Consider the following 15,714-nt stretch of genomic DNA (forward strand, 5'->3'; position numbering starts at 1 on the left):
TTTCGGGAACTTCCGTGCCACGCCGATGAGTTCCGGGAGCGGCTCCGGTCAACACCCTCATGGACGAGATGAGCGGCACTCTCAGCAGGGTCCGGGGGCGGGTCAGGTCCGCGGACGGAACGCGGATCGCGTACGAGCGGCGCGGGGAGGGGGTGCCGGTGATCCTGGTGAGCGGCGCCCTGTGCACGGGCGAGACGGAGCGGCCGCTGGCCGACCTTCTCGCGCCGCGCTTCTCGGTCGTGACGTACGACCGGCGGGGGCGCGGCGGGAGCGGTGACACCGGGCCGTACGACGTGCAGCGGGAGATCGAGGATCTGGAGGCCCTGATCGGCGAGGTCGGCGGCAGCCAGGCCTTTGTGCACGGCATCGGGTCGGGTGGGGCGCTGGCGCTCGCCGGGGTGGTCGCCGGGCTGCCGGTGGACCGGCTGTCGGTCTTCGAGCCGCCGTTCTCGGCGGAGGCCGGCGCCCGTGAGACGTTCACGGCGCGGCGGCGCCGTCTGGCCGGGCTGCTTGAGCGGGGGCAGCGGGGCGCCGCCATCGACCTGTTCCTCGCGGAGGCCGCCGACGTCGCGGAGCCGGTACGGGGGCTGCCCCGGCTCGAGTCCGTCGCGCACACCCTCGCGTACGACCACGCCGTCCTCGGCGACGGGACCGTGCCGGCCGCGCGGCTCGGGCGGATCCACGCGCGCGTGCTGGTCGTCGACGGCGGCGCGAGCCCGGCCCGGACGCGCCGGGCGGCCCTGGCGGTCTCGACGGCCCTCCCCCGCGGCCGCCACCGCACCCTGACGGGGCAGACGCACCTGGTGGCCCCGCACGTCCTCGCGCCGGTCCTGGAGGACTTCTTCGAGGAGGAGTGAGCCGACAGAACAGGCCTTACGCCGTCGCCGGCTCCGTCTCCGTCTCCGTCGTACGCCGTACCGTCGTCGCGATCGTCGCCGAGCCCACCACGCGCGTGCCGTCGTACAGCACGATCGCCTGCCCCGGGGCCACGCCCCGGACCGGCTCGTCGAAGGTGACCGTCAGCTCGCCGTCCGTCAGTCCCGCCGTCACCGCCGTCTCGCCGCCGTGGGCGCGCAGCTGGGCGGTGTAGCGGCCGGAGCCCTCGGGGGCCGTGCCGCACCAACGGGGCTTGATCGCGGTCAGGCCGGTGACGTCGAGCGCCTCGACCGGGCCGACCGTGACCGTGTTGTTCACGGGCGAGATGTCCAGGACGTAGCGCGGCTTGCCGTCCGCCGCCGGGTGGCCGATCCGCAGGCCCTTGCGCTGGCCGATGGTGAAGCCGTACGCGCCCTCGTGGCTGCCGACCTTCGTGCCCGACTCGTCGACGATGTCGCCCTCCGCCCGGCCGAGCCGGGAGGCCAGGAAGCCCTGGGTGTCGCCGTCGGCGATGAAGCAGATGTCGTGGCTGTCCGGCTTCTTCGCCACCGCGAGCCCGCGCCGCTCCGCCTCCGCCCGGATCTCGTCCTTCGTGGTGAGGGTGTCGCCCAGCGGGAACATCGCGTGCGCGAGCTGCTTCTCGTCCAGGACACCGAGGACGTACGACTGGTCCTTGGCCATGTCGGAGGCCCGGTGCAGCTCCCGCGTACCGTCCTCGTTCAGCTGAACCGTCGCGTAGTGGCCGGTGCAGACCGCGTCGAAGCCGAGGGCGAGCGCCTTGTCGAGCAGGGCGGCGAACTTGATCTTCTCGTTGCAGCGCAGACACGGGTTGGGCGTGCGGCCCGCCTCGTACTCCGCGACGAAGTCGTCCACGACGTCCTCGCGGAAGCGCTCGGCGAGGTCCCAGACGTAGAACGGGATGCCGATGACGTCGGCCGCCCGGCGGGCGTCCCGGGAGTCCTCGATGGTGCAGCAGCCGCGCGCACCTGTACGGAAGGACTGCGGGTTCGCCGAGAGCGCGAGGTGGACGCCGGTCACGTCGTGGCCGGCTTCGGCGGCGCGGGCGGCGGCGACGGCGGAATCGACGCCGCCGGACATGGCGGCCAGGACACGGAGGCGGCGCTGGGGAGTCTGAGTCATAGCCCTACCAGGGTACGGGGCCCGGGAACCACGGTCGCGCGGGTAAGCGTTGTCCTGCACATGGGGAGCGAGAAGAAGCGGGGGGTGGGGCGGCGAGCCGTCCTGCTCGGCGGCGGCGCGGCCGTCCTCGGTACGGCGGTCCTGGCCCGCGACGAACTGTGGCGTGCCTGGTGGCGGCTGCCCGGGACGGAGCAGGACCGGGTGGAGGGCGAGCTCGACCACAAGGGCGCGGACTGGACGGCGGCCTCGCGGGCGAACTGGCGGCGGGCCGACCGGCCGGCCGACTACACGATCGACCGCGTGGTGATCCATGTCGTCCAGGGCAGTTACGCGACCGCGCTGAAGGTCTTCAAGAACCCCGGGCACGGCGCCGCCACGCACTACGTCGTCCGTAAGGACGGTCATGTGGCACAGATGATCCGCGAGCTCGACGTGGCCTTCCACGCCGGGAACCGGGACATGAACGAGCGGAGCGTCGGCATCGAGCACGAGGGCTTCGTCGACCGTCCGCAGGACTTCACGGCGGCGATGTACGCGTCGTCTGCGCGGCTGACGGCCGGGATCTGCGCGCGGTACGGGATACCCGTCGACCGGGAGCACATCATCGGGCACGTGGAGGTGCCGGGGACGGACCACACGGACCCGGGTCCGCACTGGGACTGGGACCGGTACATGAAGCTGGTGCGGGAGGCGTCGAAGAAGCCGGCGTAGGGCCAGGGCTTCGACGGGGGCCTCACATGAGGCCGGCGGTCCTCGCCCGTTCCACCGCCGGGCCGATGGCCTGCGCGACGGCCGCCACGTCCTCCTTCGTGGACGTGTGGCCGAGGGTGAAGCGCAGGGTGCCCCGGGCGAGGTCGGGGTCCGTGCCGACGGCGAGCAGGACGTGGCTGGGCTGGGCGACGCCCGCGGTGCAGGCGGAGCCCGTGGAGCACTCGATGCCCTGGGCGTCGAGGAGCAGCAGCAGGGAGTCGCCCTCGCAGCCGGGGAAGGTGAAGTGGGCGTTGGCGGGGAGCCGGTCGACCGGGTCGCCGCCGAGGATCGCGTCGGGGACGGCGGCGCGGACGGCCGCCACCAGCTCGTCGCGCAGGGCGCCGACCTCGCGGGCGTACTCCTCGCGGTGCTCGGCGGCGAGCCGGCCGGCGACGGCGAACGCGGCGATGGCGGGCGCGTCCAGGGTGCCGGAGCGGACGTGGCGCTCCTGGCCGCCGCCGTGCAGCACGGGTACGGGGCTGTACTCACGGCCGAGGAGCAGTGCGCCGATGCCGTACGGGCCGCCGATCTTGTGGCCGGACACGGTCAGCGCGGCGAGGCCGGAGGCGGCGAAGTCGACCGGGACCTGACCGAAGGCCTGGACCGCGTCGGAGTGCAGGGGGATACCGAACTCGCGGGCCGCGTCGGCGAGTTCGCGGATCGGCATGATGGTGCCGATCTCGTTGTTCGCCCACATGACGGTGGCAAGCGCGACGCTCTCGGGCTCGCGGGCGATGGCCTCGCGCAGGGTGTCGGGGTGGACGCGACCGTACCGGTCGACCGGGAGGTACTCGACGGTGGCGCCCTCGTGCGTGGCGAGCCAGTCGACGGCGTCGAGGACGGCGTGGTGCTCGACGGGGCTGGCGAGGACGCGGGTGCGGGCCGGGTCGGCGTCGCGGCGGGCCCAGTACAGGCCCTTCACGGCGAGGTTGTCGGCCTCGGTGCCACCGGAGGTGAAGACGACTTCGCTGGGCCGCGCGCCCAGGGCGGCCGCGAGGGTCTCCCGGGCCTCCTCGACGGTCCGCCGGGCGCGCCGCCCGGCCGCGTGCAGGGAGGAGGCGTTGCCGGTGACGGCGAGCTGGGCGGTCATCGCCTCGATCGCCTCGGGGCGCATGGGCGTGGTCGCGGCGTGGTCGAGGTAAGCCATGGTTTCTTGATTCTACGAGGCGGGTTCCGCACCTCGGCTGCCTGGCCTGTTTACGCCACGGGTGGCGGGGACTCGCGGTCGCGGTCCACCCGACGCGCCCCCGCCCGGTCGGACGTCAGCCCCGGGGTGCGCGGGCGAGTTGGCGGGACTGGGCGACCAGGCGGTCCGCACTGTCCCAGACCTCGGCGTCCTCCTCCAGGAAGCCGCCGGCGAGGTTGCGGGTGGTGATGGCGACGCGCAGCGGGCCGGGGGCGGGGCGGCAGCGGACGTGCGTCGTCAGTTCGACGGTCGGGGTCCAGCCCTTGAGGCCCAGCTCGAAGGAGGTCGGCGGGAGCGCGTCGACGGTGAGCAGCAGGGAGAGCGCGTCGGGCTCGCGGCCGTCGGCGAGGGCGAACCAGCCGCGCATCTCGCCCTTCCCGGACGGCGCGCCGATCGCCCAGCCGACGGTGGCCGGGTCGAGCTTGATCGCGAGGCGGTCGGTGATGGCGCTGGAGCCGGGGATCGGCGGGCGGGGGCCGTCGGCGGGGCCGAAACACTGGTCGATCGGCGCGATGGCGGGCGGCGTGGCGGAGGTGCGGACGTCGTCGGGGAGCGCGTCGAGGTCGCCGTAGGAGGCGAGGACGCGGATGCGCTCGACCTCGGTGCCGTCCTCGGCGTACTGGAAGAGGGACGCCTGGCCGGTGGAGAGCGTGCGGCCGGTGCGGACGGTCTCCGTACGGATCACCGCCGGGCCCGGCACGGACGGCGTGAGGTAGTGCGCCGAGATCGTGAAGGGGTCGGGGTGCGGGAGGTGGTCGCCGAGGGCGCGGCCGAGCAGGGCGAGGAGGTAGCCGCCGTTGACGGCGCTGATGATCGTCCAGCCGGCGGAGAGGTCGGCGTCGTAGACGCCGGGGGCGCGGAGGGTGACGGCGGTGTCGCGGTCGAACTCGCTGGTCCCCGCGTCCGTGCCGACCGTCGTCGTCTCGATGCTCGTGCTCATGGTTCCGACGGTACCGCAGGAAGCTACTGAGCGGTAGCTTTTTCGGGCTCCTCGCGGGCGGAGGAACGGCGGTTCCAGGCACGGGGCGCGCGCCAGTGGTAGCGCATGGCGAGGAGGCGGAGAACGAAGGCGGTGAGGACGGCGGCGCCGCTGGTGTACGCGTTGAGGGCGTCGAAGCGGATGCAGAGGGCGACCATCGTGGCGCCGACGATGGCGGGCACGGCGTAGAGGTCGCGGTCCCAGCGGAGGAGGGAGGGGACCTCGTTGGCGAGTACGTCGCGCAGGACACCGCCGCCGACGGCGGTCGCGAGACCGAGGACGGCGGAGTAGGTGAGACCGAGGCCGTATTCGTACGCCTTGATGGTGCCGGAGACACAGAAGAGGCCGAGGCCGGCGGCGTCGAAGACGTTGACGGCGGTCTGGGTGCGCTCGACTTCGGGGTGGAGGAAGAAGACGAGGACGGTGGCGACGAGCGGCATGAGGAAGTAGCCGAGATCGGTGAAGGCGGCGGGGGGTACGGCGCCGATGATCAGGTCGCGGAGGAGACCGCCGCCGAGGGCGGTGACCTCGGCGAGGACGGCGATGCCGAAGACGTCGAAGTTCTTACGGACGGCGAGGAGGGCGCCGGAAATGGCGAAGACGAAGATGCCGACGAGGTCGAGGGCGTGCTGTACGTCGGGACTGAAGAGATCGTGGACCACCGCCTAATTGTGCCGGGTGGCGGGGGTGGGGGTGCGCGGGCGGGGCGGGCGCGCGAGCCTGACGGGGCCGGTGGGTGGGTGGCGGGCCTGGTGCCGGTGGGCCTGCGCGGCGCGTGGGTGGCGTGGAACTCCCTGACGGGACCGGGCCCCGCCCCCGAACCCCGGTCCGCGGCAGCTTCGCGCCGCAGCGGGCGGGGCGCCGGCGAGGCGGGGGCCCGGGCCGGTGGGCCTGCGCGGCAGGTGGGTGGCGTCGAACTCCCCCACCCCACCCCTTCCCGAAACCCTGACGGGACCGGGGGCTCCGCCCCCGAACCCCACGGCGCGGCAGCTTCGCGCCGCAGTGCGCCGACGGAGCGGGCCTGGCCGGGTTGGCCAGAGCCGACGCGCTGCCGGGCGGCCCAGGTGGGTGGGAATCCTGACGGGACCGGGGCTCCGCCCCCGAACCCCGAACCCCGGTACGCGGCACCTTCGCGCCGCAGCGGGCGGGGCGCCGGCGGGGCGGGGGCCCCGGCCGGTGGGCCTGCGCGGCAGCTTCGCGCCGCGGGGGTGCGGGCGCCCCGGTGGCGCGGACGGGCCCTGGCAGAGCCGGAACCAGGGCCGGTGGGCCTGCGCGGCAGCTTCGCGCCGCGGGGTGCGGGCGCCCCGGTGGCGCGGACGGGGCCGCCACGCTCCGCGGCGCGCAGCCGCCCTGCGGCCCCCTTCACGCCGCGAGGCCCCCGCCCGCCCGGGCAGCCGGGCGGCGGGGGCCTCGCATGCAGTCACGCCTTCGGCGCGTCGTCCTTGGACGGGGTGTCCGCCTCGGCCGGGGTCGCTGACGACTCCGGGGTGGCCGCCTCGGCGGGATCCGCCGGCGACTCCGGGGTGTCCGCCTCGGTGGGCTCCGCCGGCGACTCCGGCGACTCCGCGGGGTCCGCCGCCGCAGGCTTCGCCGGGGCCTTCACCTCTACCGACTCCCTCGCCTGCGGCACCGTCACGCCGTCCGCGTTCTCCGGGTGGTGGCACGCGACGCGTTGGCCCGGGCGGAGTTCCAGGAGGGGGGGTTCCTGCGTCTTGCAGACTTCCGTCGCCTTCCAGCAGCGGGTGTGGAAGCGGCAGCCCGGCGGGGGGGCGATCGGGGACGGGACGTCGCCCTTGAGGAGGATGCGTTCGCTCTTCACGCCCTTGCGGCGGGGGTCCGGGATCGGGACCGCCGACATCAGGGCGCGGGTGTACGGGTGCATGGGCGACGTGTAGAGGGACTTGCGGTCCGCCAGCTCCACGATCTTGCCCAGGTACATCACCGCGATCCGGTCCGAGACGTGCCGGATCACCGACAGGTCGTGGGCGATGATCACGTACGTGAGGCCCAGCTCCTCCTGGAGGTCGTCCAGGAGGTTCACCACCTGTGCCTGGATCGAGACGTCCAGGGCTGAGACGGGCTCGTCCGCGACCACCAGCTTCGGCTTCAGAGCCAGTGCTCGCGCTATGCCGATGCGCTGCCGCTGGCCGCCCGAGAACTCGTGCGGGTAGCGGTTGTAGTGCTCCGGGTTCAGGCCTACCAGGCCCAGCAGGCGCTGGACCTCCTTCTTCACGCCGCCTTCCGGGTCCACGCCCTGGAGCTTGAAAGGCGCTGCGACGATCGAGCCCACCGTGTGGCGCGGGTTCAGCGAGCCGTACGGGTCCTGGAAGATCATCTGGATGTCGCGGCGCAGCGGGCGCATCTTCGCCACACCCAGGTGCGAGACGTCCACGCCCTCGAACTCGACCGTGCCGCCCGTCGGTTCGAGCAGCCGCGTGATCAGCCGGCCCATCGTCGACTTGCCGCAGCCCGACTCGCCGACGACGCCGAGGGTCTCCCCCGGGTACACCTCGAAGTCGATGCCGTCGACCGCCTTGACCGCCCCGACCTGGCGCTGCAACAGGCCCTTCCTGATCGGGAAGTGCTTCACCAGGCCATTGACCCTCAGCAGAGGGTCCGTGCTCTTGAGGCTCTTGTTTTCGCTCACAGCTTCGGCGCAATCTCTTCGGTCCAGATCCGGGTCCGCTCCTCGCGCGACATGTGGCACGCCGAGTGGTGGCGGCTGCCCGTCTCCTTCAGCTCGGGGCGCTCGGTGCGCGTGATGCCGCCCTTGGGCACGTCCGCGTACGGGCACCGCGGGTTGAACGCGCAGCCGCTCGGGATGTTGATCAGGCTCGGCGGGTTGCCCTTGACCGGGATCAGGCGTTCCGTCTGCTCCCGGTCGATCCTCGGCATCGAGCCCAGCAGGCCCCAGGTGTACGGGTGCTGCGGCTCGTAGAAGACCGACTCGGCCGGTCCGCGCTCCACGCACCGGCCGCCGTACATCACCAGGATGTCGTCGGCGACCTCGGCGACGACGCCGAGGTCGTGCGTGATGATGACGACCGCGGAGCCGAACTCCTTCTGCAGGTCCCGGATCAGGTCGAGGATCTGCGCCTGCACGGTCACGTCGAGCGCGGTGGTCGGCTCGTCCGCGATGAGCAGTTCGGGGTTGTTGACCAGCGCCATCGCGATCATCGCGCGCTGGCGCATACCGCCCGAGAACTCGTGCGGGTAGTTCGAGAAGCGCTTGGCCGGCTCCGGGATGCCGACCCGGTCGAGGAGCTCGACGGCCCGCTTCTTCGCGGTCTTCTTGTCGACCGGGTGGTGGACCCGGTACGCCTCCACGATCTGCGCGCCGACCGAGTAGTACGGGTGCATCGCGGACAGCGGGTCCTGGAAGATCATCGCCATGTCGCGGCCGCGCAGCCTGCGGACCTCTTCGGGGTCGGCCGAGAGCAGCTCGCGGCCGTTCAGCCAGATCTCGCCCGAGATCCGCGCCTTCTGCCGGCCGTACTGGCCGACGGTGTGCAGGCCCATGATGCCGAGCGAGGTCACCGACTTGCCGGAGCCGGACTCGCCCACGATGCCGAGGGTCCTGCCCTTCTCCAGCTGGAAGCTGAGCCCGTCGACGGACTTGACCAGACCGTCGTCGGTCGGGAAGTGGATCTTCAGGTCGCGGACGTCGAGGAAGGCGTCGGACGGGGCGTTCCCGGCGGCGACCGGCTCGCCGAGCGCCGCGCCGGTCTTGGTCAGCTTGTCCGTCATGCGAGCCTCACTCGGGGGTCGATCACCGCGTACAGAAGGTCCACCACGAGGTTGGCGATGACGACGGCGGCGGCGGTGATCAGCGTGACCGCCATGATCAGCGGCAGGTCGCGCTCGCTGACGCCCTTGATCGCCATCCAGCCGAGACCCTGGAGGTTGAACGCGGTCTCGGTCAGGATCGCGCCGCCGACGAGGGCGCCGAGGTCCATGCCGAAGATGGTCAGGATGGGGGTCATCGTGGAGCGCATGGCGTGCTTGCCGAGCACGACCCGCTCCGGCAGACCCTTGGCCCGTGCCGTACGGATGTAGTCCTCGCCGAGGACCTCCAGCATGGTGGCGCGGGTGAGCCGCGCGTACATCGCCGCGTAGAGGAAGGCGAGGGTGATCCAGGGCAGCAGCAGTCCGCCGAACCAGCTGCCGAAGGACTCGCCGATCGGCACGTACGAGGCGTTCAGCCAGCCCAGTTGGGTACGGAAGATCAGCATCGCCAGCATGGCGGTGAAGAAGATGGGGAGCGAGACGCCGGCGAGGGCCGTGACCATCGCGGCGCGGTCGACGATGGTGCCCCGCTTGAGCGCGGAGATCACACCGGTCGAGACGCCCATGACCAGCCACAGCACGGCGGCGCCGAGGACCATGGAGATGGTGACGGGGAACGCGTCGACGAGCATCGTCGAGACGGCCTGCTCGGTACGGAACGAGTACCCGAAGCAGGGTGCCTCGCACTGGATGGTGCTGCCTCCGCCGGTGTAGTCACGGCCGACGAAGATGCCGGAGACGAACTCCCAGAACTGCACCAGGATCGGCTCGTCCAGGCCCAGCTTCTGTCGGACAGCTTCGATGGAAGCCGGATCCGCCTGCTTGCCGACGAACATCGCGGCAGGGTCGCTGCCGGTCATCTTGGGGATGAGGAAGAAGATGCTGAGCGTCGCCAGGGTGACGACCATCAGCATCACTGCGACGGCGAACAGCCGTCGGAGGAGATATGCAAGCATGCGGTCGGCCGACCGGCGGCCGGGGATCCCGATCGGTTTCCCCGGCCGCCGTGGGCGGCCATCACCTGCCCTTCGGACCTAGCGGCGGGTGGTGCGCCGTTGGAGCGGGTGGATTGACTCTGGCAGTTACTTCATGACGCCGAGCGACGCGTAGTCGTAGCGGCCGTTGTAGGCGTCGGCCGTGTAGACGTTGGTCAGTCGCGAGGAGCGCCAGATGATGTTCTTCTCGTGCGTGAAGGGCAGGTAGACCGCCGCGTCCGAGACCTTCGTGTTGATCTGCTTGTAGAGCTCGCCGGCCTTGGCCGGGTCGGTCTCCTTCAGCGCGTCGTCGAAGAGCTTGTTGACCGACGGGTCGTTCAGCTCCGAGAAGTTGTTGTTACCGCTCTGGAGGATGAAGCGGCCGTCGACCAGCGGCTGCAGGAAGCCCTGGCCGGACGGGAAGTCGGCGCCCCAGCCCATGATGATGATGCCGTAGCCCTTCTCCTTGACCACCTTCGGCGAACCGATGATGCCGGAGGTCTGGGCGCCGTCGAACTGGTCGATCTGGGCGTCGATGCCGACGGCCTTCAGCGACTGCTGGAGGGACTCGGCGGTCGCGATCTCGATCTTCTTGTTGTTGCGGACCGCGATGGTGGTCTTGAAGCCGTTCGGCTTACCGCACTTGGCCAGCGCCTCCTTGGCCTTGGTGAGGTCCGGCTGGCCGGCCAGCTTGCCGTACGGGTCGGCCTTCGGGTCGGCACCCTTGATCGCCGGCGGCAGCATGTTGGAGGCGATGTCGCCACCGGCCTGCGGGCCACCACGGGCGGTCTGGAGGGACTTGGAGTCGGCCGCGTAGATGATCGCCTTGCGGCACTCGACGTTGTCGATGACCGTCTGCGGGAAGACCGCGTAACGGATGAAGCCGGTCTGCGGGTTGTCCGCGTTCTCCTTGTGCTGCTGGAGCACCTTCGCACGGGCCGCGGCACCGACGCCGGTGGCGTTGATGTCGAGGTCGTACTCGCCCTCGACCAGACGGTTGTCCATGTCGTCGGCGTTGGTGGTGAACTTGACGCTGATCTTGTCCGGCAGCGCCTTGCGGATGGTGTCCGTCTTGGCGTCCCACTTGTCGTTGCGGACGAGCAGCATCGACTTGTTGGGGGTGTACGACTTCCACTTGTACGGGCCGGAGGAGAAGGGCTTCAGGCCGTACTGGGCCTTGGTGTCCTTGTCCTGGCGGACCGGGGAGGCGGCCGGCATGGCCAGCATCTGCAGGAAGTCACCGTTGGCGACCGGCAGCTTGAAGATGATGGTCTTGTCGTCCGGGGTCTCGATCGCCTTCAGGCCGAGCTTGTCCGGGGTGGTGTCCTTGTAGGGACCCTTGTACTCCATCTTCGGGTCGAGGACCTGCTGGAGGTAGATCGGGCCGCCGGAGATGACGTCCTGGGCCCAGATGCGCTCGATGCCGTACTTGATGTCCTTGGAGGTGATCGGCTTGCCGTCCTCCCAGGTGACCCCGTCCTTCAGCGTGAAGGTGTAGGTGAGGCCGTCGGGCGAGACCTTGCCGGTGTCGGTGGCGAGGTCGGAGACCAGCTCGGTGGAGGCGGCACCCGGCTCGGCCTTGAAGGAGATCAGCTGGCGCGTGTAGTAGCGGGCGAAGTCCCACACGAAGCCGTAGTAGCCGCGCTGCGGGTCCCACGAGTCGGCCTCCTGCGAGCCGATGAACTTCAGCTCGCCGCCCTTCTTGTCGGAGGCGTTGGCGACCTTGTTCACCGCGGCGTTGAAGCCGGGTGCGCCGGTCTTGCTCTTGTCGTCGCCGCTGCCGCCGCCACACGCGGTGGTGACGACCATCGTGGCCGCGGCGAGGAGAGCGCCGGCGGCGATTCTGCGCCGCGAAGAGCTGTTCAGAGTCATGGTCTCGCAACCTCCGGAATAGTGGCGGCCGCCGTTGTCACGGCGGTCCGCCGGTGTTGATTGCCTCCTGTCAACAGCGGCAGGGGCGGGTCTGTAGGGCGTGCGGGCGATCGGGGACGTGGCTGAGGGTGGTCAGCGAGCGGCCTTCGGGTCGAGCGCGTCACGCACGCCGTCGCCGAAGAGGTTGAACGCCAGAACGGTGATGAAGATCGCGAGGCCGGGGATCACCATGAACAGGGGGTCCGATTCATAGGTGGAGATGGCCGTCGACAGCATCTGGCCCCAGGAGGCGGTGGGCGGCTTCACACCCGCGCCGAGGAAGCTGAGGGCCGCTTCGGTGAGGATGTTGGTGGGGATCATGAGGGTCGCGTAGACCATGATCGGGGCGATCAGGTTGGGCAGCAGCTCCCGGCGCAGGATGTAGAGGCGGCCGGCGCCCAGGCTGCGGGCGGCGTCCACGTACTCGCGCTCGCGCAGCGAGAGGGTCTGGCCGCGGACGATCCGGCCGACGTAGGGCCAGCCGAAGAAGCCGATCACGACCACCAGCGCGCCGATGCGGACCCCGGAACCGGAGAAGCCGAGCAGCTCGTTGGGGAGCACGGAGACCAGGGCGATGGTGAAGAGCAGCTGCGGGAAGGCGAGCATGACGTCCATGACGCGGCTGAGCGCCGCGTCGACCCAGCCGCCGAAGTAGCCGGCGACGATGCCGAGGATCGTGCCGAGGACGACCGCGAACATCGCCGCGAGGAAGGCGACGAGCAGCGAGATCCGGGCCCCGTAGACGATGCGGCTGAAGACGTCGCGGCCGTTGACCGGCTCGACGCCGAGCAGGAAGTCGGAGCTGATGCCGCCGTAGGAGCCGATCGGCGTGCCGAAGAGCGGGTCGATCTGGTCCTCGTGGAACTCGTCCGGCGGGTGTCCGAGCAGGCCCACGATGACGGGCGCGAGGAGCGCGACGACGACCAGGAAGATCACGATCGCGCCGCCGGCCAGCGCGAGCTTGTCACGCTTGAGCCTGGTCCAGGCGATCTGCCAGGGGGAACGTCCCTCGATCGCCGTGCCCGGCGGCGCCGGGGGCACGGCATCGACGGCGGCGGTCGACTCGGCCGCACTCGTCTCGTGCAGTGGTGCCGTCATCGTGGTGAGGACCCCTCTCGGCCGCCGGTAGCCGGCCCTTGCCCGCCGCGGGTAGCGGCTCGGTGGAACAACTGCGGGGCACCGGCCAGGAGGCCGAACGCCCGGTGTTCCGGGGAGTCTTCAATGTGTTCGCGATCACCCGCCAGCCCTCACGGTGAATGTTTGCTCAACCGTGATGCGGTTCGTTGCCTTCCGTTATCCGGACTCTGTGATCCTTTCAGCGGACCATCTCACCCACTATTCGGCCAGAACGGACATCTCCCCCAACTCCTGCATGGCAGGAGTGAATTGGGGTGACGGAAGGGACGTATCAGTACGTCCGGGGCACGGCCGGCGGATAGCCGTAGCCGGAGGCGGGCGGGGCCGCGTGCGGGGCGGCGTGCGCGTCGCGGTCGTAGAAGGGCCGCGCGTTGGCCCGCAGCCACATCGCGACCGGGTCGTACGTGTCCGCCATCGCGACCGTCGAGACGGGCAGGCCGTCGGGGACGGCGGACACCGACTGGCGCATCATCGCGCGCACCGACTCGACCGAGGCGGCGGAGGTGTCGTACAGGTCGAGACCGATGGCGAGGTACGGGGAGCCGAGCGCGGGCTGCACCCAGGCCCGGCGCAGCGCCCGTACGGCCGGGGTGCGATGGGCGTTCTGGGTCAGCAGGGCGTAGAACTGGGGGATTTCCAGGGCCGGCTCGGAGAGCCGCAGGGGTCCGGCCGGCATCCGGTCGAGACCGGTGGCGATCCGGCGGAGGTCGGCCCAGGGGATGCCGACGCCACCGTTCGCGTCGTGCGGGTTGAGCCAGACGCCCACCCGGTCGGGGTAGAGCGAGCGGGCGATCTCACGGCCGGTGACCAGCTCGTGGGCGCGGTTCCAGCCGGATACGGCGAGCTCCTGGGCGGAGGTGACGCACGGGGCGTACCCGAAGCCGTCGATCTCCATGTGGCCGTACTGGGCGTCGGGCGATCCGGGCGTGCCCTGCCAGAGCAGCATCCAGAGGCTGCCGTCGCCGAGGGCGTGCAGCAGCTGCTCGTACGCGTCGTAGCGTCCGGGTGCCACCTGGCGCAGCATGTGCTCGACCTGTCCGGTCGCAGCGGTGCCTGACGCGCTCACCCTGGTTCCCGCCCCTCTTCCGTCCACCGACCGCACCAGCTTAGTTACAGGGAGGCCCGCTGAAAGAAGGGGCGCACCCGCTCCAGCATCCACTCGCCCACCGGGTCCTGTGCGACGTCGAGCAGGATGAGGTTGACCGGCCAGGCCACCTCGACCCGGCCGAGCGCGCGGCCGAGGGCGTCGAGCGGGGCGTTCCGGTCGACGCCGTCCCAGGCGACGAGCTCGACGCCGACGAACAGGGCGGGTTCGGTGCCCTCGACGCTGGCCAGGGCGCGCCGGGCGGAGCGGACGACGCCGGTGGCCTCGAACTCGGCGGAGGCGGCGGAGAGGAAGTCGACGGGGTCGTCCTGCCAGTCGGGCTCGAAGAGCCGGACCCGGCCGCCGGTCGCGGGGCCGTCCAGCGGAGTGCGGCCGACGCGGCAGAGCTCGGCGACGGCGGGCGGGGGCAGCGGGGCGCCGACGGTGCCGCCGGGGTTGACGGCGATGCCGAGCTGCGGCGGCAGGCCGCGGGCGAAGTCACGGGCGGGGGCCACGGTGAACGACATGTGGCTGCCGACGCAGGCCAGGAACTGCTGCTCGGAGCTGAAGACGGGGACGTACGGCAGGCCGTCGATCTCCATCGTCGGCAGATCGAGGTCCCGGCTCTCCGGGCTGCCGCCGTTGGGCAGCGGCACCCAGACGGGGCTGCGGCCGAGGACCTCGACGAGGCGGCCTCCGGCGGAGGGGTTGCCGAGCGAGGCCGCCAGGACCTCTTCGAGCTCGTTGCCCGGCCACGTAACGTCCACGGTTCCCGTTTCCCCTTCTCGCGCGCCCTGGTCACGACGCCCTCGGGGCAGAACCCTAACGCCGCCCTGGCACCCCCGTGGCCAAAAGGGCTCAGTGAAGGGCTCGTGAGGGGCTCGGTGAAGGGTTCAGTGAGCGGAGCGGAAGGCGATCGTCCGCAGGGCGCCGGCGGCGTCCCGGTCGAGCAGGGTCGCCGAGGCACAGCCTCGGGGCAGGCGGCCTGACTCGACCGAGCCGAGGAGCCGGCCGACGGCCCGGCGGTGGCGGGCGAAGGCGTACCCCGAGACGCCCCGGCCCCGCGCGTGCTGGCCCGCGCGGGCCGTGTCGGGCGTGACGTCGAGCAGGATCAGATGGAGCGCGCGGCCCCGGCGGCGGGCCTCGCGGGCCAGCCAGTTCCGCACCCAGGACTGCGTGCCGCAGTCGTGGACGACGACGCTCCGCCCGGCGCGCAGGGCGCGGCGCAGCCCGGCGTAGTGGGCGATCCGGGCCAGCGGGCGGTAGACGGCGTACGGCAGGAAGGCGGGCAGCCGGCCCTCCCAGCGCTCGCGGGCGTCCTGGGAGTCGATGCCGAGGCCGTCGGCGGCGCGGCGCATCAGCGTCGACTTGCCGCTTCCGGGCAGCCCGGAGACCACCACGAGGTCGCCCGCGGTGAAGGCGAGCGTCCGGGGGCCGCGGCCGCCGCGCTCGCGCAGGTCTCGGAGCAGGGGCACGGCCGAGCGACGCCTTCGGGTCCGGGCGCGGGCGCGCTGGGCCGGTATCCCCGCACCCGTGGCGTAGGCGCCGCTGTGCTGGAACGTCATCGTCTCTCCCCCTGTCGGGTCCCTGGGACCCCCCTGCCCACAAAGTGTAAAGAAGGGGTAATCAGTGACAAGCGATTTGCCGATCGGACACCGCATGCAATGATGTGCGCGCCAAGCGCACACAACCTCATACCGGCCGCTCGAATCCGCGCGGGAGAGTCCCGGAACCCACCACGGTGGGCCCCGGGCGCCGAAGGAGCAAGACCCTCCCTTGAATCTCTCAGGCCCCGTACCGCGTGGATGAGGCAGATCTGAAAAGCGGGACGCCTCCGTGGCGTTCCCACCCAAGGTGCAAGCCGACCTCTCGGTGACGAGATGCTCTCGGT

General features: G+C 71.5%; 14 protein-coding genes and 1 riboswitch. Of the genes, 2 read left to right on the top strand and 12 right to left on the bottom strand.

Features of this window, described 5'->3' with window-relative positions; genetic code table 11:
• Positions 1–68: 68 nt before the first annotated feature.
• Positions 69–857: an alpha/beta fold hydrolase gene (locus Q5762_RS15480; protein ID WP_399495169.1), complete on the top strand. Its 789-nt coding sequence runs from the start codon at positions 69–71 to the stop codon at positions 855–857.
• 16 nt (positions 858–873) lie between these two features.
• Here the strand turns inward: Q5762_RS15480 and mnmA are convergent, their stop codons facing one another.
• Positions 874–2,016 carry a tRNA 2-thiouridine(34) synthase MnmA gene (mnmA, locus tag Q5762_RS15485; protein ID WP_315892669.1) on the bottom strand — a complete coding sequence of 381 codons (1,143 nt, stop codon included), beginning with the start codon at positions 2,014–2,016 and terminating at the stop codon, positions 874–876.
• A 60-nt stretch (positions 2,017–2,076) separates the two neighbouring features.
• Here mnmA and Q5762_RS15490 point away from each other — a divergent pair, with 60 nt between their 5' ends.
• Entirely contained in the window at positions 2,077–2,727 is a 651-nt protein-coding gene (locus Q5762_RS15490) for an N-acetylmuramoyl-L-alanine amidase (protein ID WP_315892670.1), read from the top strand.
• A gap of 22 nt (positions 2,728–2,749) precedes the next feature.
• Here the strand turns inward: Q5762_RS15490 and Q5762_RS15495 are convergent, their stop codons facing one another.
• The 11 genes from Q5762_RS15495 to Q5762_RS15545 all read right to left on the bottom strand — a co-directional run bounded on the left by Q5762_RS15495 (position 2,750) and on the right by Q5762_RS15545 (position 15,388).
• Positions 2,750–3,913 carry a cysteine desulfurase family protein gene (locus tag Q5762_RS15495; protein ID WP_315892671.1) on the bottom strand — a complete coding sequence of 388 codons (1,164 nt, stop codon included), beginning with the start codon at positions 3,911–3,913 and terminating at the stop codon, positions 2,750–2,752.
• Positions 3,914–4,028: 115 nt separating this feature from the next.
• Positions 4,029–4,892: a thioesterase family protein gene (locus tag Q5762_RS15500; protein ID WP_315892672.1), complete on the bottom strand. Its 864-nt coding sequence runs from the start codon at positions 4,890–4,892 to the stop codon at positions 4,029–4,031.
• Positions 4,893–4,915: 23 nt separating this feature from the next.
• Entirely contained in the window at positions 4,916–5,593 is a 678-nt protein-coding gene (locus tag Q5762_RS15505) for a trimeric intracellular cation channel family protein (RefSeq protein WP_315892673.1), read from the bottom strand.
• 758 nt (positions 5,594–6,351) lie between these two features.
• The gene (locus Q5762_RS15510; RefSeq protein ID WP_315892674.1) at positions 6,352–7,578 is read right to left on the bottom strand and encodes a dipeptide ABC transporter ATP-binding protein; all 1,227 of its coding nucleotides are present in this window, start codon (positions 7,576–7,578) and stop codon (positions 6,352–6,354) included.
• Complete coding sequence (locus Q5762_RS15515) at positions 7,575–8,678, bottom strand: ABC transporter ATP-binding protein (RefSeq protein WP_315892675.1); 1,104 nt, start codon at positions 8,676–8,678, stop codon at positions 7,575–7,577. Before Q5762_RS15515 ends, Q5762_RS15510 begins: the two co-directional genes overlap by 4 nt.
• Positions 8,675–9,673, bottom strand: coding sequence for an ABC transporter permease (locus Q5762_RS15520; RefSeq protein WP_315892676.1), 999 nt, complete (start codon positions 9,671–9,673; stop codon positions 8,675–8,677). The genes Q5762_RS15515 and Q5762_RS15520 overlap by 4 nt, the downstream gene beginning before the upstream one ends.
• Before the next feature lie 126 nt (positions 9,674–9,799).
• Entirely contained in the window at positions 9,800–11,563 is a 1,764-nt protein-coding gene (locus Q5762_RS15525; RefSeq protein WP_315892677.1) for an ABC transporter substrate-binding protein, read from the bottom strand.
• A 132-nt stretch (positions 11,564–11,695) separates the two neighbouring features.
• Positions 11,696–12,700 (bottom strand): ABC transporter permease, encoded by a 1,005-nt coding sequence (locus tag Q5762_RS15530; RefSeq protein WP_315892678.1) that lies wholly within the window; start codon positions 12,698–12,700, stop codon positions 11,696–11,698.
• 310 nt (positions 12,701–13,010) lie between these two features.
• Entirely contained in the window at positions 13,011–13,805 is a 795-nt protein-coding gene (locus tag Q5762_RS15535; protein WP_315892679.1) for an enhanced serine sensitivity protein SseB C-terminal domain-containing protein, read from the bottom strand.
• Between the two features lie 44 nt (positions 13,806–13,849).
• Positions 13,850–14,590, bottom strand: coding sequence for an enhanced serine sensitivity protein SseB (locus Q5762_RS15540; RefSeq protein WP_315892680.1), 741 nt, complete (start codon positions 14,588–14,590; stop codon positions 13,850–13,852).
• A gap of 126 nt (positions 14,591–14,716) precedes the next feature.
• Complete coding sequence (locus Q5762_RS15545) at positions 14,717–15,388, bottom strand: AAA family ATPase (protein ID WP_315892681.1); 672 nt, start codon at positions 15,386–15,388, stop codon at positions 14,717–14,719.
• 141 nt (positions 15,389–15,529) lie between these two features.
• Positions 15,530–15,633: riboswitch (glycine riboswitch) on the top strand.
• The last annotated feature ends 81 nt before the right edge of the window (positions 15,634–15,714 follow it).

The sequence above is a fragment of the Streptomyces sp. P9(2023) genome (assembly GCF_032436795.1).
GTDB lineage: Bacteria > Actinomycetota > Actinomycetes > Streptomycetales > Streptomycetaceae > Streptomyces.

Bases quoted from the DNA above. Each gene is read 5' to 3' on its own strand.
- Q5762_RS15480 (WP_399495169.1), top strand. From the start codon at position 69: ATGAGCGGCACTCTCAGCAGGGTCCGGGGGCGGGTCAGGTCCGCGGAC.
- mnmA (WP_315892669.1), bottom strand. From the start codon at position 2,016: ATGACTCAGACTCCCCAGCGCCGCCTCCGTGTCCTGGCCGCCATGTCC.
- Q5762_RS15490 (WP_315892670.1), top strand. From the start codon at position 2,077: ATGGGGAGCGAGAAGAAGCGGGGGGTGGGGCGGCGAGCCGTCCTGCTC.
- Q5762_RS15495 (WP_315892671.1), bottom strand. From the start codon at position 3,913: ATGGCTTACCTCGACCACGCCGCGACCACGCCCATGCGCCCCGAGGCG.
- Q5762_RS15500 (WP_315892672.1), bottom strand. From the start codon at position 4,892: ATGAGCACGAGCATCGAGACGACGACGGTCGGCACGGACGCGGGGACC.
- Q5762_RS15515 (WP_315892675.1), bottom strand. From the start codon at position 8,678: ATGACGGACAAGCTGACCAAGACCGGCGCGGCGCTCGGCGAGCCGGTC.
- Q5762_RS15520 (WP_315892676.1), bottom strand. From the start codon at position 9,673: ATGCTTGCATATCTCCTCCGACGGCTGTTCGCCGTCGCAGTGATGCTG.
- Q5762_RS15525 (WP_315892677.1), bottom strand. From the start codon at position 11,563: ATGACTCTGAACAGCTCTTCGCGGCGCAGAATCGCCGCCGGCGCTCTC.
- Q5762_RS15530 (WP_315892678.1), bottom strand. From the start codon at position 12,700: ATGACGGCACCACTGCACGAGACGAGTGCGGCCGAGTCGACCGCCGCC.
- Q5762_RS15545 (WP_315892681.1), bottom strand. From the start codon at position 15,388: ATGACGTTCCAGCACAGCGGCGCCTACGCCACGGGTGCGGGGATACCG.